Origin of the sequence: Micromonospora sp. NPDC007230, from assembly GCF_042869115.1 — a bacterium.
Taxonomy (GTDB): Bacteria; Actinomycetota; Actinomycetes; order Mycobacteriales; family Micromonosporaceae; genus Micromonospora.
Genome location: NZ_JBIAFE010000008.1, coordinates 57,914 through 76,519, shown reverse-complemented (window position 1 = coordinate 76,519; position 18,606 = coordinate 57,914). Strand labels below are relative to the sequence as shown.

Genomic DNA, 18,606 nt, shown 5'->3' with positions numbered 1-18,606 from the left:
CGACGCCAGGTCGCGGGGCGATGCTCGGATACTGAACATTTTTTGGGAACCGCCGCGGCGGCAGCCGCGACCCCGCAGGATCGGCAGGTGGGGGAAGTGACACCAGCTGCCTGGGGGGCGACAGTATGAGGTTCTCCGTCGTTGAGACCGGCTATGACCAACGGCAGGTGGATGCCTGCCTGGACGAGCTGGGGATCCGGTTGGTCCGGCTCGCGGCGCGCGCGGAGAGTGCGGGCGGCGCCGGCCGCGAGTGGGACCAGGTCCGGCAGGAGGCGGGCCAGCTCTGCGACTTCCTGCACCGGCGTACCGCACCGGTCGACGTCGAGGTGGCCGCCTGGCGGGCCGGGGCGTCGACCCTGGAGTGGGAGGCGGCGGAGCTGCTGGCCCAGGCCCGCAGCGAGCTGGAGGCCGCCCGGGAGGAGGCCCGCCAGGTCCGCGAGCAGGCGTACGCCGAGGCGGTGCGGGCGCGCCGGGACTTCGAGGCGGCGCTGCTGGCCCGCCGCCGGCGCGCGGCCCACACGGAGGAGATCCTGGCCGGGGCGCCGGGCGACGTGGTGCCGGCGGACACCCCGACCGCCGCCGCCGGGGTGCCGGCCACCCGGGTCGGTGCGGGCGGTCCCGGGCCGGCCGAACGGAGCGCCGCCTGAGCGCTGCTCAGACCAGCGCCGCGACCACCGTGGTGGCCCGCTCCTCGTGCTGGGCGTACGCGTCGGGGAAGGCGGAGACCTGCACGGCCTGGGCGGCCTGGGTGACGCTGAGGTCCGCCCAGCCGGGCACCTCGTTCAGCGCCGTGAAAAAGGCGCGGGCCGCGTACGCCGGCCGCATCAGCTCGGCGACCGTGCCCCAGCCGCTGCTCGGTCGCTGCTGGAACAGCCCGACCGAGTCGTGGTCGGATCCGCTGCCCTGGTGCGGGTAGTCGTAGGACTCGGGCAGCACGTCGCTGGCCAGGTTGTAGAGGTTGCTCTCCTGCATGGCCGTGGCGATGGCCACGACGAGCGCCCGGCGTGGCATCTGCATGGCCCGCCCGACGTCGACGATCACCTTGGCGTTGTCCATCTGTAGCTGGTCCAGACCGGCGACCGGGCGGGGGCGCTTGGGCTTGGCCGGCTTCTTCGGCGCCTTCTTCTTGGTTGGAGTCGGGCTCGGTGTGGCGACCGGGATCGGGGTGACCGGCACGGCGGCCGGGGGAGCGGTGCGGGTGAAATCCCGGGAGGCTGGCTGCTCCGCGGCGGCGCGGTCGGCGAGTACCTCGCGGACGGGCTCGTGCCGCTGGCCGGTGTCCTGGGCGCCGACGAACCCGATCAGGCCGAGACAGCAGGTCACGCCGGCCGCCAGCGCGACCCGGGCGGGCGTTGACCGGAGCGGGCCGCGGCGCGGTGGTGCGGTCCGGTGCCGTCCGATCCTCCGTTCGGCCGAGGCCCGGTCGGTCGTCAGGCCACACACGCACGTCTCGGTCAGGTTCTGCTGCGAGGGGTCGTCGGGGTGCACCCGGAGAGGCTAGAAAGCTTCGCGGCGGTTGCCACCAGGGTAGTTAGTGGCATGCGCCACAATTTGCCATGATCCGCCCCGGCAATACGCTCGGTGAACCACGAAAGCCGCCCTTCCTTCCTTTCGCATTTGTCGGTAATAACGGGAAGGGCGAGATGAAGCGCGCGGATGATCATCTTTGCCCTGCTTCGCCCGCGCCTCCCCCGTTCGGCCCATGCGCACCCCCGCCACCTGCGGGTTTCGGTTCGGCCGGTGGGCCCAACCACACGGCGGCCGGGTGTGCCGGCATCGCGGCCACCGGGGGCGGGCCGGCTCGATACGATGCGGACGGTGACGGAGCAGATGGTGGATGAGCGGACCGCCGGTGACCCCAGCGGTCGCCCGGACCGGCGGGGACTGCTCGTCGGCCTCCTCGCCGTGCTGCTCGCCGTGCTGCTGGCCGGCCATCGGGTGGTGCCCAACGTGCACGGCCTGGGCAGCCTGGTCGACAGCGTCACCCCGCTGCTCGGTCTGGGCGTACCCGTGCTCGCGCTCGCGGCCCTGCTGCGCCGGTCCCGGCGGGCGCTGCTGGCCGTGCTCCTGCCGGCGGTCGTCTGGGCCGCGCTCTTCGGTGGCGCCTGGCTGCCGCCGGCGGCCGGCACCGGGCCGGCCTCGATCCGGGTGGCCAGCCAGAACCTGCGTTCCGGCAACCCCGACCCGGCGGCCACGGTCGACGCGCTCGCCGGCGCGGGCGCGGACCTGATCGGGCTGCAGGAGGTCGACGACGGCGACCGGGTCGACGTGGCGTTGGGCCAGCGGTACCCCCACCGGGCCGCGGTGTCGACGGTCGCGCTGTGGAGCCGGTGGCCGATCCGCGAGTCGGTGGGCGTGGACACCGGCCTGGGCTGGGACCGGGCGTTACGGGCCGTGGTCGCCGCCCCCCAGGGCGACCTCGTGGTGTACGTGGTCCATCTGGGCTCCGCCCGGGCCGGGCACACCGTCACCCGGGACGAGACCCTCGCCGCGCTGGCCGCCAAGGTCCGGGACGACCACGCCTCCCGCCTGGTGGTGCTCGGCGACCTGAACACCGCTACCACCGACCGGGTCTTCGCGCCGCTCACCCGGCTGCTGAAGAATGCGCAGGCCGACGCCGGTCAGGGCTTCGGGTTCACCTGGCCTTCGGAGCTGCCGGTGACCCGCCCGGACCACGTGCTCTACCGGGGGCTCACCCCCACCGCGGCGGGCGTGCTGCACACCCCGGACAGCGACCACCGCGCGGTGACCGCCAGCTTCCGCTGGTAGCGGTCAGTGCCGGGCGCCGTCCGCCGGCGTGACGGTCAGCCGGTGGCGGCTGTTGTCGCCGCTGGAGAACGGCCACAACCGATCGGCGTGTAGGACCAGGTCGGCCAGCTGGTCCCGGGTCAGGCCGGCGGAGGAGATCTCCGCGTGCACGTCGGCCCGGTACCGGCCGTCGTCGTCGCGGCCGAGCCTCGCCTCCGCGGTCACCTCGACGGTGTGCGCCTCGTCGGTGATCTCGGCGGCCGCCTCCACCGCCGCATGATGCAGGCAGGACGCGAACGCGGCGGCCAGCAGCTGCTCCGGCGTCAGCCCGGTGCAGTGCGGCGCCAGCGGGGACGCCAGGGCCGTGGAGAGCCCGCCGTCGTCGGTGCGTACGTGACCGCCCGCGGCGGTCGCCGTGGCCTTTTCGTGCAGCCAGGAACTCGGATCCGACATCGCGTTCCTCCCGTCGCTCACCCGCCCGGCTACCCGGCCGCCGCCCGGCGAAACCGGGCCGGGAGCACCGCGGACGGCCCGCCGAGCGGCGGCGTGACCAGCGCCTGCGGCGGCTGGATCAGCGCGGGCGCGTCCAGGTCACCGCGTCCAGGTCACCGCGCCCAGGTCGGCTCGTCCAGGCCCATCGCCTCGGTCGACGCGGCGGCGGCCTGCTCGGTCCACGGCGACACCGGGGCCGGACGCTGCCGGGGCGCGGCCGGCGGCATCATCGGCACGTACACCCGGGCATCGACCGCCTCCGCCAGCAGCAGCCCGGCCATCAGGCTGGTCGGGCGCCGGGCCGGATCCTCGGACAGGCACCGGTGGCAGAGGTCGGCGACCTCCGGCGGCAGGCCGTCGATCTCCGGCAGCGGCTCCGGCGCCTGCCGCCGGCGGCTGCCCAGATACTGCGCGGTGCTGTCGGCGGTGTACGGCAGCCGGCCGGTCAGGCAGTAGTAGAGGAGCACGCCGAGGGCGTACATGTCAGCGGCGGGGGTGGCTGGCTGCCGGTCCAGCTGCTCGGGCGCCAGGTACGCGGGAGTGCCGATCACCACGCCGTCCGGGGTCTGGTCGGGGGTGCCGGCCGGGGTGGCGATGCCGAAGTCGAGCACCTTCACCCCGGCCGGGGTGAGGATCACGTTCGCCGGCTTCACGTCCCGGTGCACGATGCCCTGCGCGTGCGCCGCGGCCAGCGCCGCGCTCACCTCGGCGCACACCCGGACCCCGATCCGCCAGTCCAGCGGGCCGCCCCGCAGGTGCGCGGCGAGCGTCTCGCCCTCGGCCAGCTCCATCACGATGTACGGCAGCTCGAGTCCGTCCGGGGCGGTGGCGGTGCCGAAGTCGTGCACGCTGGCCACGTTCGGGTGCACGAGGCGGGCCGCGGAGCGGGCCTCGCCCCGGATCCGCTCGACCGACGTGGCCTCGCCGTCCAGCCCGGGGGAGATCAGCTTCACCGCCACGGTCCGGTCCAGCACCAGGTCGTGGGCCCGCCAGACCTCCGACATGCCCCCGACGCCGACGCGCTGTTCGAGCTCGTACCGCCCGCCCAGCGTCCTCATCGACCCTCCTCGCCGTCGCGTCCGGTGCGGGAAGCGCCCCGGTACTGCGGGTCGCGGTACCCGGGCCCCGAGCAGGGCAAACCGCCGGGGGTTTCGCCCGCCGGGCCGGCGGCGCGGGTAGGTTCCCCGGAAGGGGTCGTGCCGGCGGGAACGGAGGGTGCGCGGTGGCTCTGGTGCGCGTACGGTTCGTCGGCGGACCTGCCCACGACCTGGTCCGGGAGTTGCCGGCCGAGCCGGACGGGGAGCCGCCGCGGCGGTGGATCATGCGGCACCCGGGCGAGGCGGCCGCTCCGCCCGGCGACGAGACCGACCACCTCTACGAGCGCGACCGGCGGGACGGCTGGGGCACCTGGACGATGCGGTACGTGCGCACCGAGCCCTTCGGCGCCACCGAGTGAGCGGGCTCAGGCCGGCCGCCGTCCACGCACCTGCCGACAGGTGATCCCGCAGCGACACCGCCCGCCAGCCGGCGGGCCACCAGGCGGCGGGCCGAGCGGCCGGCCCGCGCCGGAACGCCGTGTGCGGCCGCACAGCTGGTACACAGGATCGGGACAGGCGCGGCACAGCGGGGCGGCCCACGATGGGGGACATGGTGATGGACGGGCAGGCCATGCGGGGTCGGATCGAGCTGCGCCGACCGGACGGCGAACCGGTGCGCGTACTGGTGGTCGACGACGAGCCGACGCTGACCGACCTGCTCGCGATGGCCCTGCGCTACGAGGGCTGGGAGGTGGCCACGGCCGGCAACGGGACGGCCGCGATCAGCACCGCCCGGCAGGTCAAGCCCGACGTGGTGGTGCTCGACGTCATGCTCCCCGACCTGGACGGCTTCCAGGTGCTGCGCCGGCTGCGCGAGGAGACCCCGAGCGTGCCGGTGCTCTTCCTCACCGCCCGGGACGCGGTGGAGGAGCGGATCGCCGGGCTCACCGTCGGCGGGGACGACTACGTCACCAAGCCGTTCAGCCTGGAGGAGGTGATCGCCCGGCTGCGTGCCCTGCTGCGCCGCTCCGGGTTCGCGGTCCCCACCCGCGAGGAGGCCGTGCTCACCGTCGGCGACCTCAGCCTGGACGAGGACAGTCACGAGGTACGCCGCGGCGCCGACCTGATCACCCTCACCGCCACCGAGTTCGAGCTGCTGCGCTACCTGATGCGCAACCCGCGCCGGGTGCTCAGCAAGGCGCAGATCCTCGACCGGGTCTGGAACTACGACTTCGGCGGCCAGGCTAACGTGGTCGAGCTGTACATCTCGTACCTCCGCAAGAAGATCGACGCGGGCCGCGAGCCGATGATCCACACGCTGCGGGGCGCCGGGTATGTCCTCAAGCCGGCGGAGTGACCTGGCCGGGCGGCTGCGTCGCCGGCTGGCCGGCTGGTCGTTGCGCCGCCGCCTGGTGCTCTCCGTGGTGGCGCTGCTCGCCCTGGTCAGCGTCGGCATCGGCGGGCTGACCACGGTCGCCCTCCGGCACTTCCTGGTCAACCAGGTCGACAAGCAGCTCACCATGAGCGACCGGCGCGGCGCCAGCGTGCCGCCCTGGTTCCGCCCCGGCGATTCGAGGCGGCTGGGCCCCAACGCCGACCGGCCGGAGCCGCCGCCCGGCTTCCCACCCGGCTCGATCGCGATCCGGATCGACGGCGGGGTTCCGACGGCGACGGCGCGAACCGAGTCCGGGGGAACCGAAGCCGTGTCCGCCACCGACGTCACCGCAGTTGCCGCGCTGCCGCTCGACGGGCGGCCACGTACCGTCGAGGTCGGCGACCGGGGTGACTTCCGCGCGACCGCCCATCGGGCACCCGACGGCGACGTGGTCGCCCTCGCCATCCCGCTCGCCAGCGCCGAGCAGACGGTGATGTGGATGGTCGTCGCCCAGGCCGGGGTGATCGTGGCGGGGCTGATCATCGCCGGCGGCCTGGGCGCGCTGATCGTCCGGGCCACGCTGCGCCCGCTGAACCGGGTCGCCGCCACCGCCAGCCGGGTCACCGAGCTGCCGCTCGACCGCGGCGAGGTGGCGCTGTCGGTGCGGGTGCCGGCGGCCGACACCGACCCGCGGACCGAGGTGGGACAGGTGGGCGGCGCGCTCAACCGGATGCTCGGCCACGTCGCCGCCGCGCTCGCCGCCCGCCAGGCCAGCGAGACCCGGGTACGCCAGTTCGTCGCCGACGCCAGCCACGAGCTGCGCACCCCCCTGGCGGCGATCCGCGGGTACGCGGAGGTGGCCCGGCGCGGCCGGGACGAGGTGCCGCCGGACGTGGCCCACGCGCTGCGCCGGGTGGAGTCCGAGAGCACCCGGATGACCAGCCTCGTCGACGACCTGCTGCTGCTCGCCCGGCTGGACTCCGGGCGGCCCCTCGCGGCCGAGCCGGTGGACCTCACCGCCCTCGTGGTGAACGCGGTCAGCGACGCGCACGTGGCCGGCCCCGACCACCGCTGGCAGCTGGACCTGCCGGACGAGCCGGTGAGCGTCACCGGCGACGCCCACCGGCTGCACCAGGTGCTGGCCAACCTCCTCGCCAACGCCCGGGTGCACACCCCGCCGGGCACCACCGTGACCACCCGGCTGGCGCCGGTGACCGACGGCGTCGAACTCAGCGTCACCGACGACGGCCCCGGCATCCCCACCGACCTCCAGCCGGAGGTCTTCGAGCGCTTCGCCCGCGGCGACAGCTCCCGCTCCCGGGCGCACGGCAGCACCGGGCTCGGTCTGGCCATCGTGGCCGCCGTGGTGGACGCCCACCACGGCCGGGTCGACGTGGCCAGCCGTCCCGGCCGGACCACCTTCACGGTGCGGCTGCCGGGATCCACAGCCGACGCATAGGTCGTTCATGGGGCCGGACCAGCGGGTCACCGGAGGCTGGCCGGCATGGACAGAACAGAGAGTCTGGGGACCGTTCTCCGCCCAGACCGGCTGGCTGCGGATGTTCGACACCGAGGTCGGCGGGCAGATCTCCTGGCTGCTGCCGGCCGCGCTGATCCTGCTGGTCGCCGGCCTGGTGCTGGCCGGCCGGGCGGCGCGGACCGACCGGACCCGGGCCGGCCTGCTGCTCTGGGGCGGCTGGCTGCTGGTCACCGGGCTGATCTTCAGCTTCATCGTCGAGCCGGCCATCGGGTTTGCGGCGTGGAAACCCGGCCGTTTACGGCCGGGAGGAAACGCCGCTTCCTCCCGCGGTGATCGTCTTACATGGACGGTCGGTAGGGTGTGGGGCGTGGGTGAGGTGGTGAAGCGGGCGTACAAGTACCGCTTCTATCCGTCTCCTGAGCAGGCCGAGCAGTTGTCCCGGACGTTCGGGTGCGTGCGTTTGGTCTACAACCGGGCGTTGGAGGCGCGGACCCGGGCGTGGGCGGTGGATCGTCAGCGCACCACCTACGTGCAGTCCTCGGCCTGCCTGACGGAGTGGAAGCGCACGCAGGAGTTGGCGTTCCTGAATGAGGTGTCGTCGGTGCCGTTGCAACAGACGTTGCGGCATCTGCAGGCGGGGTTCGTGGCGTTCTGGGACAAGCGGTCCCGGTATCCGAGGTTCAAGTCCAAGCGCAAGTCGCGGGCGTCGGCCGAGTACACGCGCTCCGCGTTCCGGTGGCGTGACGGCCGGCTCACCCTGGCGAAGATGAACACCCCGCTGGACATCGTGTGGTCCCGACCGTTGCCGGAGGGGGCGGAACCGTCGACGGTCACCGTGTCCCGGGACGCTGCCGGCCGCTGGTTCGTGTCGCTGCTGGTGGAGGATCCGACGGTGAAGCCGCTGCCGCCGGTTGCGGCGGAGGTTGGTGTGGACGCGGGTATCACCAGTCTGCTCACCCTGTCCTGCCCGATCCCAGGGGTGAGTGACGGGCAGGGCAAGGTGGCCAACCCGCGTTACGGGCAGGCCGACCGGCGGAAGCTGGCCAAGGCGCAGCGGAACCTGGCCCGCAAACAGGACGGCTCCGCGAACCGGGCCAAGGCCCGGCTCGCGGTGGCCCGGATTCATGCTCGTGTCGCCGACCGGCGGCGGGATCATCTGCACAAGCTGACCACTCGACTCGTCCGTGAGACTCAAACGGTCGCGATCGAAGACCTCGGCGTGCGGAACATGCTCCGCAACCGGCGTCTGGCCCGTGTCATCTCCGACGCGGCGTGGGGTCATTTCCGGAGCATGCTGGAGTACAAAGCCGACTGGTACGGGCGTGAGGTGATTCCCGTCGACCGATGGTTGCCCTCGTCCAAGACCTGCTCCGGGTGCGGGCGGATCAACACCACCCTCGCACTCAACGTGCGCATCTGGACGTGCCCGGGTTGCGGGGTCGAGCATGATCGGGACATCAACGCTGCGAAGAACATCCTCGCCGCCGGGCTGGCGGAGAGGTAAAACGCCTGCGGAGCTGACGTAAGACCTCAAGGGAAGATCCTCCCGGAAAGGCAGTCGGCGATGAAACAGGAAACCTCACGGGCGACCGTGAGAATCCCGGCCCTTTCAGGGCCGGGAGGATGTCAAGTCCGGGATTTTCCACGGTCGGTCGGGGTGGCCAGCACGCTCGCGTACCTGCTGCTGTTCGTGCTGGCCCGGGGGCCGCTCGGGGCGCAGCCGGCGAACCTGCTGGCGCTGCTGCTCACCGCGGTGGCCAACACGGCGGCCAACCGGCGGCTCACCTTCGGCGTCACGGGCCGTCGGCACGCCGGCCGGCACCACCTCCAGGGGCTGCTCGCCTTCGCCCTGGGCCTGGCCCTGACCAGCGGCTCCCTGGCCATCCTGCACACCGCCACGGCAGCCCCGCCCCGAGCGCTCGAACTGGCGGTGCTGGTCGCCGCGAACCTCGCCGCCACCGCCCTGCGCTTCATCCTGCTCCGCCTCGCCATGCACCACCGCCGCCCCTGACCGCCCACGGGTGGCGTGGCAGGGTGGAGTGATGTATCGGGAACGGGCAGCGGCGGGGATCGGTGGGGCGGTGGTGTGGGAGAGCGTCGCGGTGGGCGCGGCGCCGGCCCGGGTGCTGCCCGACGGGTGCCTGGACCTGCTCTGGTCCAGCCGTGCCGGGCTGCTGGTCGCCGGTCCTGATCGGACCGCCCACCTCTCCGTCAGCGTGCCGGGCGAGCGGTGGGTCGGGCTGCGGCTGCCGCCCGGCACCGGTCCGGCCGTCGTCGGTGTCCCCGCAGACGAGCTGCGGGACCGCCGCGCCCCGCTGACCGAGCTGTGGGGCCGGGCGGCCGCCGAGCTGGCCGACCGGCTGGCGGTGGCCGCCGAGGCGGGGCCATCCGCCGGCGCTGCGGGTGCCGGTCCGGCCGTTTCCCCAGCCGCGCCGGCCGATGTGGTGGCGCCCGCGCGGCCGGGCCGGGCCGCGCCGGTCGGCGTGGTGCTGGAGGCGGTCGCGGTGGGGCGGCTGCGCGCCGCCGGCGGGCCCGACCCGCTCGGCGCGTGGGTCGCCGCCCGGCTGGCGGCCGGCGCCACCGTGGCGGCCACCGCCGCCGAGGCCGGCCTCGGCGCGCGGGCGCTGCACCGGCGCAGCCAGGCCCTCTTCGGGTACGGGCCGAAGACCCTCGCCCGCATCCTGCGGATGCGCCGCGCCCTCGACCTGGCCCGTGCCGGCACCCCGTTGGCCGAGGCCGCCGCCCGGACCGGGTACGCCGACCAGGCCCACCTCACCCGCGAGGTGAAGGATCTCGCCGGGGTGCCCCCGACCCACCTGCTGCCGGCCCGCCGCGGCTGACCGGTCGCCGCCGGACGAGCGCCCGGGGTCAGGCCCGGTCGAGCGGGGCGAACAGGTCCACGCCGTTGCCGTCCGGGTCGTGCAGGACCGCGTACCGCTGGCCCCAGAAGGCGTCCCAGGGCGGCAGGTGGCCGTGGTGGCCGGCGGCGGTCAGCTCCGCGTACCAGCGGTCGACCTCGGTGGGGTCGGCGCAGCGGAAGGCCAGGTTCATCCGGGGGCTGCCGGTGGCCGGCGTGTAGCCCGGGTTGAAGGTGCGCACCATGTCGACCGCGTCCCAGGCCAGCCGGACGCCGTTGTCCAGGGTGATCTCCACGTGCGGTTCCCGCTCCGCGCCTGGCGGGATCGCCAGCCCCAGCCGGCGGTAGAAGTCGAGGGTGCGGCCCATGTCGGTGACGGCGATGCCGATCAGATCGAAGTGCGGTGTCATGGCCGCCACGGTAGGGGCGGGCGGGTCGGGGCGTCTTGAACGGAACGGACGTGGGTGGAGTGGCGGGTGTGCCCGACACGGACCGCCTCGGCGGCGTACGGTGAAGGACAAGTCCGGCTTAAAGGCCGAAAGCCCCTATATCGGGCCGGCCTCCATCAACAGGGGAAGGGGGCAGCCGTGACGCACCTGGCCTACCTGGATGCGGGATCCGGCAGCCTGATCGTGCAGGCGGTGGTCGGAGGGGTGGCCGGCGCGGCGGTGGCCGCCAAGCTCTACTGGCGACGGTTGGTGGCCCGGTTCCGCCGGCAGCCCACCGACCGGAGCTGACCGGCGTGGCCTTCTTCGACACCGGCGTCCGGGCCGAGCCCGGCTCCTTCCGCGACCCTGGCAACCGGGTCTTCCACCGCCACGGCGAGGTGCTGCGCGGGCTCGACGAGCGGTCCGCCCGGGACTGGCAGGCCCTGGCCGCCGCCGACTTCTTCCGCGACCTGCTCGCCGCCGGCAAGGTCTGCGGCACCGAGGAGCTCACCCCGGCCCCGGTTGACCTGCCCTGGGCGGCGGTGCTCCGGCACGAGCGCATCCCGTTCGTCTCCCACCCGTACGAGTGGACGTACGGCATGCTGCGCGACGCCGCCTTGCTGCACCTGGACGTCCTGCGGATGGCGCTGGCCGACGGCTTCACCACCAAGGACGGCTCGGCGTACAACCTCCAGTGGCGGGGCACCACGCCGGTCTTCATCGACGTCGGCTCGTTCGAGCCGGCCCGCGACGGGGAGCCCTGGGCCGGGTACCGGCAGTTCTGCCAGACCCTGCTCTATCCCATGATGCTCCAGGCCCACCTCGGGGTCGACTTCCAGCCCTGGCTGCGGGCCCGGATCGACGGCATCGAGCCGGACCAGATGCGGCGGCTCCTCGGCGGCACCCGACGCTGGCGGCCCGGGGTGCTCACCCACGTCCACCTGCACGGCGCGATGCAGGCCCGCAACGCCCGGGCCAGCACCGCCGACGTCCGCGCCCAGCTGCGGGCCGCCGGCTACTCGCGCGAGCTGGCCCTGGCGACCGTACGCGGGCTGGAGAAGCTGGTCCGGCGGCTGGACCACCGGCCGGGGGAGAGCTACTGGTCGGACTACCAGCGCACCTGCGCGTACTCGGTGCCCGACCGGCAGGCCAAGGAGGAGTTCGTCGACCGGGCGGTGGCCGCCGCCGCGCCCGGGCTCGTGCTCGACCTGGGCGCCAACGACGGCCGGTACGCCCGGATCGCCGCCCGGCAGGCCGGCTACGTGGTCGCGGTCGAGCAGGACGCGGCGGTGGCCGACGCGCTCTACCGCGCCCTGCGGGCGGCGGGGGAGCGGCGCGTCCTGCCGCTGGTGATGGACCTGGCCGACCCGTCGCCCGGCGGGGGCTGGCGCGGCGTCGAGCGGGCCGCCTTCGGCGACCGGGCACGGGCCGACCTGGTGCTCGCGCTGGCGGTGGTGCACCACCTGGCGATCGGCCGGAACGTGCCGCTGGCCGAGGTGCTGGACCAGTTCGTCGCATTGACCGCACCCGGCGGCAGCTTGGTCGTGGAGTTTGTCCATCCCGAGGACCCGATGGCACGCCGGCTGCTGGCCAACAAGCCCGACGGGCTCTTCCCCGACTACCGGCGGGAGGCGTTCGAGCCGCTGCTCGCGGCGCGTGGCCGGATCGTCCGCCAGGCCGAGCTGCCGTCCGGCACCCGCACGCTCTACCAGGTGGTGCTACATGGCTGACACCCTCGCGCCGCCCGAGGTACGCCCGGTCGCGCCGGCGCCCGCCGGCGGCCGGCGGGTCTGGCGGAGCGAACTGGGCCGGCTGTTGGAGGTGACGGCACTGGTCGGGCTGGTGGTCACCCAGCCGCTGCTGGACGTGCTGGGGCGCAGCCCCGACTTCTTCCTGTTCCACCGCGCCTCCCCGGCCGACGTCCTGCTCCTGGTGGCCCTGATCGCGATCGCGCCGACCGTGCCGGTCGCCCTGTTCGGCGCGGTCAGCCTGTGCGCCGGGCGGGTCACCCGGGCGGTCGTGCACACCCTCGTGGTGGGGCTGCTGCTGGCCGCGCTCGCCGTCCAGGTCGGGCGGCACACCACGTCGCTGCGGGGCGTACCGCTGCTGCTGGCGGCGGCCGTGGCCGGTGCCGTCGGGGCGGCCGCGCACCGTCGCTGGCGGGCGCCGGAGCGGGTGCTGCGGCTGGCCGCCGTCGGGCCGGCGATCTTCGTCGGCCTCTTCGTCTTCGCCTCGCCGGCCTCGGCGGTGGTGCTGCCCCGCGGCCACGCCGGCGCCGCCGGGGTGGCCGGCGCGGGCGTCCACCCACCGGTGGTCATGATCGTCCTGGACGAGCTGCCGCTGGTCTCGCTGCTCGGGCCGGACGGGCGGATCGACGCCACCCGGTACCCGCACTTCGCCGAGCTGGCCGCCGGTTCGACCTGGTACCGCAACGCCACCGGCGTCAGCGGCTGGACGCCCTACGCGCTGCCGGCCATGCTGACCGGCCGCTACCCGGCCGAGCCGGTCGCCCCGCACTACTCGCAGTACCCGGACAACCTCTTCACCGCCCTCGGCGGCCTGTACGAGATCAAGGCGGAGGAGAGCATCACCCGGCTCTGCCCGCCCAGTCGTTGCGAGCAGGCGGCCGCGCCGCAGCAGGGCCTCGGCGTGCTGGTCCGGGAGAGCGGCAAGCTGCTGCGGCAGGTCACCGCGCCGGTGGACATCCGGGTCGACCCCGAGACGTCGTACCGGGAGCTGACCCGGGCCGAGGCGGGGCTGGACGCGGCCGAGCCGGTCCCGGCGGACCCGAAGTTCCGCTGGGACGCCCTCAACGCCAACCAGCCGGCCCGGTTCACCAGCTTCCTCGCCGGGCTGCGCCCCTCGTCCCGGCCCACCCTGCACTTCCTGCACCTGCTGATGCCGCACGCGCCGTGGGCGTACCTGCCGTCCGGGGCCCGGTACGCCGCGCCGGAGGACCTGCCCAACGACGGCGCCGGCTGGGTGGACCTCGCCCGGCAGCGGCACCTGGCGCAGCTCGGCTACACGGACCGGCTGATCGGCGAGACGCTGCGGACGCTGCGTGCCTCCGGCCTCTACGACCAGGCCCTCGTCCTGGTCACCGCCGACCACGGGGTGAGCTTCCTGCGCGACTGGCAGGGCCGGGGGATGGACGCCATCAACCACGCCGCCGACCAGGTCGCCTGGGTGCCGATGTTCGTCAAGGAGCCCGGCCAGCGGACCGGCCGGGTCGACGACCGGAACTGGCAGCACGTCGACCTGCTGCCCACCATCGCCGACGAGACCCACATCCGGATCCCCTGGCGGGTGGACGGCCGCTCGGCGAAGCAGTCCCCGCGCGCGGGCGCCGACAAGCGCTTCTACGACCGGCCCGGGGAACCGGTGCCGATCACCGGCGGGGTGCCGTCGCCGCCCGCCACCCCCGCCCCGGATCCGCTGGTCGGCACCCGGCCCGGCAACCGACCCGCCGGCGGTACGGCCACCGTGACGAACCTCGCCGCGTTCCGCGCCGTCGACCCGACGAACGGCGACCTGCCCGCCCTGGTCTGGGGCACCGTGCCGGCCTCGGTGCCGAACGGGACGAAGCTCGCGGTGGCGGTCAACGGGACCATCGGCGCGGTGGTCCCGGTCGTCCCGCCAGACAAGGGTGGCCGGCGGTTCGCGGCGCTGCTGCCCGACGACCGGCTCTTCGCCGCCGGGGCCAACCGCCTGGACATCTACCGGGTGGGCGCGGACGGCGTCCTGCGCCGGCTCACCCTGTCCTGACTGCTGCCGCGGAGCCCTTCCGGCGCCCCGGCGCGCGGCGGCGTGGTCGCGCTTCCACGGGGTTTCCCAGCCGGCAAGTCGGGAATCGCGTGACGCATACCTCACCGTAGAACCATGACGAGCGGTGTCCTCCCGACCGTAAGTACGGTAAAAGCGAAGGCAATTCAACGAAGATCTTGCCGGCGAAGCGAGGAACACATGACGGAAGTCAAGCTCGACCACCCCGGTGGGCAGCTGTCGATGCCGGTGCAGTCCGCGGTCGAGGGCCCCGCCGGCATCCGGGTGGGCAATCTGCTCAAGGAAACCGGGATGACCACCTACGATCCCGGTTTCGTCAACACCGCGTCCTGCTCGTCCGCGATCACCTACATCGACGGTGACGCGGGCATTCTGCGGTACCGGGGCTACCCGATCGAGCAGCTGGCCGAGAACTCCTCCTTCCTGGAGGTCTCGTACCTGCTGATCTACGGTGAGCTGCCGACCCCGCAGCAGCTGACCGAATTCAGCGAACGGATCCGGCGGCACTCGCTGCTGCACGAGGAGATGCGCCGCTTCTTCGACGGGTTCCCGCGCGACGCGCACCCGATGGCCGTGCTCTCGTCGGCGGTCAGCGCCATCTCGACCTTCTACCAGGACAGCCTGGACCCGTTCGACTCCGAGCACGTGGAGATGTCCACGGTGCGGCTGATGGCGAAGGTCCCCACCATCGCCTCGTACGCGTACAAGAAGTCGATCGGCCAGCCGCTGCTGTACCCGGACAACTCGCTGGGCTACGTCGAGAACTTCCTGCGGATGACGTTCGGCGTGCCGGCCGAGCCGTACGAGGTCGACCCGGTGGTGGCCCGGGTGCTGGACATGCTCTTCATCCTGCACGCCGACCACGAGCAGAACTGCTCCACCTCGACCGTGCGCCTGGTCGGCTCCAGCAACGCCAACCTCTTCGCCTCGGTCTCGGCCGGCGTGAACGCCCTCTTCGGCCCGCTGCACGGCGGCGCCAACCAGGCCGTGCTGGAGATGCTCCAGCGGATCCAGGCCGACGGCGGGGACGTCCGTTCCTTCGTGCAGAAGGTGAAGGACAAGCAGGACGGCGTGAAGCTGATGGGCTTCGGCCACCGGGTCTACAAGAACTACGACCCGCGCGCCGCCATCGTGAAGAAGGCCGCACAGGACGTGCTCGGCCGGATGGCCAAGCCGGACCCGCTGCTGGACCTCGCGGTGCAGCTCGAGGAGATCGCCCTCGCGGACGACTTCTTCGTCTCCCGCCGGCTCTACCCGAACGTGGACTTCTACACCGGCCTGATCTACAAGGCCATGGGCTTCCCGACCAAGATGTTCACGGTGCTCTTCGCCCTGGGCCGGCTGCCCGGCTGGATCGCCCAGTGGCGCGAGATGATCAACGACCCGGAGACCAAGATCGGCCGCCCGCGCCAGATCTACACCGGCTACCCGCAGCGGGACTACGTCCCCGTCGCGGAGCGCTGATTCCGGTCCTGACGGCGAAGGCCGCCGACCCCCTACGGGGTCGGCGGCCTTCGCCGTTTCGGTTGGTGCGTCAGCCCACCAGGGAGCGCAGCGGGATCTGCGCGTCCCGGAGGGCGTGCACCAGCTCACGCAGGTACGGGTGCTCGTCGGCCAGCAGGCCGTCCCGGTTCGGGATCACCAGGTAGGCCGACCCGTTCACCACCGAGACCCGGGCGGTGTCGGTGTACCGGGCGACGACCGCCTCGGCGCGGTCGCGGTCACCGGCCGCCACCTCGACGGTGATCGGCCGCCACTCGCCGCCCAGGTTCTCCGCCACCGGCGCCGCCGCGGCGGCGGCCCGGGCGGGGTCGACGCCGGTCGTGCGGCTCAGGGCGGCCCGGCTCGGCGCGGCGCCCGCGCCCGCCGGGTAGAGCAGCGCGTTGGCCACCAGGTGCAGCCCGTTCTCGTTGTACGCCCGGAACAGCGGGTTGAACGCGAACAGCACCGCCCGGCCGGCCCCGGTGGGCTCGTCCACCAGCGCCACCGTCCCCTTGAGCGCGTCCGCGCGCACGGTGTAGCCGTTGGCCCAGAAGGTGTCGTCGGACGGGTAGGTGAGGACGTTGGTGCCGGTGGTGCTCGGCGTCAGGATCGAGTCGCTGTTGTTGAACTCGAAGTCCTCCGCCGGGCGGCCCAGCGCGACCGGGCTGCTGCCGTCGACGTCGACCCGCAGGTGCGAGCCGATCATCCGGTAGTCCGCCGGCTTCGTCTTCTCGGTGGTGGAGGTGAGGCCGGCGGCCCGGGCCATCCGGGTGCCCTCGTTGCGCAGGCCGAGGTAGGTGTGGCCCTGGGCGACCCAGTTCCGCAGGTTGGCCTGCCCGGCGGCGGTGAGCCCGCCGGTCGCGTTGCTGCCGTCCGGCACGAGCAGCACGGTCCGCTGGGTGAACGCCGGGGTGTTGTCGTTGATGTCGGCGGTGGTCACCGGCTTGAGGTCGAGGCCCCACCGCTTGCCCAGCACGTACCGGGCCTCGCCGTGCGAGCCGGAGGTGGTGGAGATGCCGGTGCCCTGGAACAGCCCGACGTCCGGCAGGTCGACCGCGGTCCCGCTGGCCGCCGCGTCGTGCGGGGCCAGGGTCACCCCGAGCGACCGGGCCAGCTGGTCGATCTCCGGGGTCAGGCTCTTCGCGGGGAAGCCGACCACGCTGGTCTCGAGGTCACGGACCAGCGGCACGCCCTGGCCGAGCAGCCGGAAGGTGAGCTCGGCCGACGCCGCGGAGTCCAGCGGGTACGCGTACGAACCCTTCGCCCCGGCGGCAAAGGGCTTGCCGCCCGAGATCTGCCGGACCAGCTGGGCCGGGGGCCGGACGTCGTCGCCGGTGTAGAGGGCGTTGACCCCCATCAGCAGCGGGTTGCTCCAGGACGACACGTCGTAGAAGTACGGGAACGGGACGTACGGGTCCTCGCCCATGATCCCCTGGATCCAGTGCTTCTGCGGCTGGTCCATCGGGATCCAGTACGCGCCCACCGGCACCGTCACGTCGGTCGCGGAACGCCCACCGAAGATCCGGGCCGTGGGCACCTTCGTCGGCTTGGTGACCTCGTAGACCTCGACGTCCATCCGGCGCAGCCGCTCGACCAGCTGGCGCACGTCGGCGAGCTGGCGGTCGGGCAGCAGGAAGTACGACCGGATCTTGACGTCCGGCACCGGGAACTGGACGGTGTTGGTCGGCTGGACCACCTCGTTCGGCTCCAGCGTGCCGGCCTTGCCCTCGGCGAGCGCGTCCGTCCAGATCTTGAAGTAGCTGCTCAGCACCTCGTGCTTGTTCGCGGCGGCCCAGCCGAGGGTCGACCACTGGGTGTGGAACTGCTGCTGGACCCGGTCGGCCACGGCCGACGCGCTGCCCTTCTCGAAGGTCATGCCGGCGGCGCCGAAGCCGGCGGCCGGAACGGTGTCGCCGTAGCCCATGAAGAACAGGTCGTACGTCGAGTAGTTGAAGTAGCACTCGGTGGTGACGGCCCCGCCACAGGCGCCGTTGAACCCGAAGCCGGCCTTGTTGGCCTCGCCGATCCGGTTGATCCAGTCGACGTTCTCGCTGGAGATCTCGTGGTGGATCGGGTCGGCGTTCGGCGGGAAGAAGTACTGCCGGCCACCCATCTCGTGGGCGTCGATGAAGACCTGCGGCGGGTACTGCCGCAGGAGTTCGATCTTGCCGTCGGTCTCCTGCTGGGTCCGGGCGAACCAGTCCCGGTTCATGTCGAAGCCGTACTCGTTCTGCCGGCGGCTGGCGTCGCGGCCGTCCGGGTTCTGCGTCGGCACGATGACGGTGACCAGGTTGTCGTTCCGCTCCGCGACCGCGCAGGACAGGCCGGAGGCCAGCTCGTAGAGGGTCTTCAGGGCGGCGTCGGTGCCGCTCTTCTCGCCGCCGTGCACGTTCGCGGTCACCCAGACGATGGCCGGGCGGTCGGTCGCGGTCTCGGCGGCCTTCTTCGCCGTGATCCCGCGCGGATCCCGCAGGTCGCGGATGTCCCGGGCGATCTGCTGCAGGGCGCCCGGCTGGACGTGCCGCTCGTTCGAGACGATGGCGTACGGCAGCGGCTGGCCGAGCACGCTCGTCGCCATGACGCCGGTGACCACCCGGTCGGAGGCGTCGTCGACGGCCTTCAGGTAGCTGCGGACCTCGTCGTTGGTGACGACGCGCTCCTGGCCGGTGCCGAGCGGGAAGCCCAGCGCGGACTCCGGGCTGGGCACGGTGGACAGCCGGGCGGCGGGGTCGTTGCTGCAGGTGGGGGCGGTGGGGGCGGCGCCGGCCGGGGCGCCCCCGAGCAACGGCGTCAGGCCGGCCAGCAGGAGCAGCGTGGCGACGCCGGCTGTTCTCTTCGGGGGGACCGCCCCGGGCGGACGCTTCGACAGGCGCATCGGGATGCCTCTCTTCGCTGATTGGGGGTAGATCAACTGAGGTGGATTC

The 18,606-nt window shown here is 73.4% G+C and carries 15 protein-coding genes and 2 pseudogenes; 12 read left to right on the top strand and 5 right to left on the bottom strand.

The window, feature by feature from the left end; translation table 11 throughout:
* The first annotated feature begins 125 nt into the window (after window positions 1-125).
* The gene (locus ACFYML_RS13650) at window positions 126-647 is read left to right on the top strand and encodes an ATPase (protein WP_387420888.1); all 522 of its coding nucleotides are present in this window, start codon (window positions 126-128) and stop codon (window positions 645-647) included.
* Window positions 648-654: 7 nt separating this feature from the next.
* Here ACFYML_RS13650 and ACFYML_RS13645 read toward each other — a convergent pair whose 3' ends face one another.
* Window positions 655-1,488: a hypothetical protein gene (locus tag ACFYML_RS13645; protein ID WP_387420887.1), complete on the bottom strand. Its 834-nt coding sequence runs from the start codon at window positions 1,486-1,488 to the stop codon at window positions 655-657.
* A gap of 330 nt (window positions 1,489-1,818) precedes the next feature.
* Here ACFYML_RS13645 and ACFYML_RS13640 point away from each other — a divergent pair, with 330 nt between their 5' ends.
* Window positions 1,819-2,769, top strand: coding sequence for an endonuclease/exonuclease/phosphatase family protein (locus ACFYML_RS13640; RefSeq protein ID WP_387420886.1), 951 nt, complete (start codon window positions 1,819-1,821; stop codon window positions 2,767-2,769).
* Between the two features lie 3 nt (window positions 2,770-2,772).
* Here ACFYML_RS13640 and ACFYML_RS13635 read toward each other — a convergent pair whose 3' ends face one another.
* A complete protein-coding gene (locus tag ACFYML_RS13635; protein ID WP_387420885.1) occupies window positions 2,773-3,201 on the bottom strand; it encodes an OsmC family protein in 429 nt (142 codons plus the stop codon).
* A gap of 152 nt (window positions 3,202-3,353) precedes the next feature.
* Complete coding sequence (locus ACFYML_RS13630) at window positions 3,354-4,298, bottom strand: serine/threonine-protein kinase (protein WP_387420884.1); 945 nt, start codon at window positions 4,296-4,298, stop codon at window positions 3,354-3,356.
* A 164-nt stretch (window positions 4,299-4,462) separates the two neighbouring features.
* Between ACFYML_RS13630 and ACFYML_RS13625 the strand changes: the two genes are divergently transcribed.
* The 6 genes and pseudogenes from ACFYML_RS13625 to ACFYML_RS13600 all read left to right on the top strand — a co-directional run bounded on the left by ACFYML_RS13625 (window position 4,463) and on the right by ACFYML_RS13600 (window position 9,972).
* Entirely contained in the window at window positions 4,463-4,696 is a 234-nt protein-coding gene (locus tag ACFYML_RS13625) for a hypothetical protein (RefSeq protein ID WP_357445906.1), read from the top strand.
* 191 nt (window positions 4,697-4,887) lie between these two features.
* A complete protein-coding gene (locus ACFYML_RS13620) occupies window positions 4,888-5,634 on the top strand; it encodes a response regulator transcription factor (protein ID WP_387420883.1) in 747 nt (248 codons plus the stop codon).
* Window positions 5,612-7,111, top strand: a complete 1,500-nt coding sequence (locus tag ACFYML_RS13615) for a sensor histidine kinase (protein WP_387420882.1) — start codon at window positions 5,612-5,614, stop codon at window positions 7,109-7,111. Before ACFYML_RS13620 ends, ACFYML_RS13615 begins: the two co-directional genes overlap by 23 nt.
* An 88-nt stretch (window positions 7,112-7,199) precedes the next feature.
* Window positions 7,200-8,636: pseudogene (locus tag ACFYML_RS13610) on the top strand (RNA-guided endonuclease InsQ/TnpB family protein); the annotation flags it as partial.
* 12 nt (window positions 8,637-8,648) lie between these two features.
* Window positions 8,649-9,143, top strand: a pseudogene (locus tag ACFYML_RS13605) (GtrA family protein); the annotation flags it as partial.
* A 31-nt stretch (window positions 9,144-9,174) separates the two neighbouring features.
* Window positions 9,175-9,972, top strand: coding sequence for a helix-turn-helix domain-containing protein (locus ACFYML_RS13600; RefSeq protein WP_387420881.1), 798 nt, complete (start codon window positions 9,175-9,177; stop codon window positions 9,970-9,972).
* 28 nt (window positions 9,973-10,000) lie between these two features.
* Here ACFYML_RS13600 and ACFYML_RS13595 read toward each other — a convergent pair whose 3' ends face one another.
* Window positions 10,001-10,399: a VOC family protein gene (locus tag ACFYML_RS13595; RefSeq protein ID WP_387420880.1), complete on the bottom strand. Its 399-nt coding sequence runs from the start codon at window positions 10,397-10,399 to the stop codon at window positions 10,001-10,003.
* Window positions 10,400-10,576: 177 nt separating this feature from the next.
* Here ACFYML_RS13595 and ACFYML_RS13590 point away from each other — a divergent pair, with 177 nt between their 5' ends.
* From ACFYML_RS13590 to ACFYML_RS13575, 4 genes are all read left to right on the top strand, one after another.
* Window positions 10,577-10,726 carry a hypothetical protein gene (locus ACFYML_RS13590; protein WP_167666652.1) on the top strand — a complete coding sequence of 50 codons (150 nt, stop codon included), beginning with the start codon at window positions 10,577-10,579 and terminating at the stop codon, window positions 10,724-10,726.
* 5 nt (window positions 10,727-10,731) lie between these two features.
* Window positions 10,732-12,147: a class I SAM-dependent methyltransferase gene (locus ACFYML_RS13585; protein ID WP_387420878.1), complete on the top strand. Its 1,416-nt coding sequence runs from the start codon at window positions 10,732-10,734 to the stop codon at window positions 12,145-12,147.
* The gene (locus tag ACFYML_RS13580; protein ID WP_387420877.1) at window positions 12,140-14,182 is read left to right on the top strand and encodes a sulfatase-like hydrolase/transferase; all 2,043 of its coding nucleotides are present in this window, start codon (window positions 12,140-12,142) and stop codon (window positions 14,180-14,182) included. The genes ACFYML_RS13585 and ACFYML_RS13580 overlap by 8 nt, the downstream gene beginning before the upstream one ends.
* A gap of 198 nt (window positions 14,183-14,380) precedes the next feature.
* Window positions 14,381-15,664, top strand: a complete 1,284-nt coding sequence (locus tag ACFYML_RS13575; protein WP_073836571.1) for a citrate synthase — start codon at window positions 14,381-14,383, stop codon at window positions 15,662-15,664.
* A 70-nt stretch (window positions 15,665-15,734) separates the two neighbouring features.
* On the opposite strand, the gene ACFYML_RS13570 is transcribed toward ACFYML_RS13575, so the two are convergent.
* Window positions 15,735-18,557, bottom strand: coding sequence for a M14 family zinc carboxypeptidase (locus ACFYML_RS13570; RefSeq protein ID WP_387420876.1), 2,823 nt, complete (start codon window positions 18,555-18,557; stop codon window positions 15,735-15,737).
* Window positions 18,558-18,606 lie beyond the last annotated feature (49 nt).

Coding starts and splice junctions, on each gene's coding strand:
- ACFYML_RS13635 (WP_387420885.1), bottom strand. CDS start 3,201: ATGTCGGATCCGAGTTCCTGGCTGCACGAAAAGGCCACGGCGACCGCC.
- ACFYML_RS13615 (WP_387420882.1), top strand. CDS start 5,612: ATGTCCTCAAGCCGGCGGAGTGACCTGGCCGGGCGGCTGCGTCGCCGG.
- ACFYML_RS13600 (WP_387420881.1), top strand. CDS start 9,175: ATGTATCGGGAACGGGCAGCGGCGGGGATCGGTGGGGCGGTGGTGTGG.
- ACFYML_RS13575 (WP_073836571.1), top strand. CDS start 14,381: ATGACGGAAGTCAAGCTCGACCACCCCGGTGGGCAGCTGTCGATGCCG.
- ACFYML_RS13650 (WP_387420888.1), top strand. CDS start 126: ATGAGGTTCTCCGTCGTTGAGACCGGCTATGACCAACGGCAGGTGGAT.
- ACFYML_RS13580 (WP_387420877.1), top strand. CDS start 12,140: ATGGCTGACACCCTCGCGCCGCCCGAGGTACGCCCGGTCGCGCCGGCG.
- ACFYML_RS13570 (WP_387420876.1), bottom strand. CDS start 18,557: ATGCGCCTGTCGAAGCGTCCGCCCGGGGCGGTCCCCCCGAAGAGAACA.
- ACFYML_RS13630 (WP_387420884.1), bottom strand. CDS start 4,298: ATGAGGACGCTGGGCGGGCGGTACGAGCTCGAACAGCGCGTCGGCGTC.
- ACFYML_RS13595 (WP_387420880.1), bottom strand. CDS start 10,399: ATGACACCGCACTTCGATCTGATCGGCATCGCCGTCACCGACATGGGC.
- ACFYML_RS13620 (WP_387420883.1), top strand. CDS start 4,888: ATGGTGATGGACGGGCAGGCCATGCGGGGTCGGATCGAGCTGCGCCGA.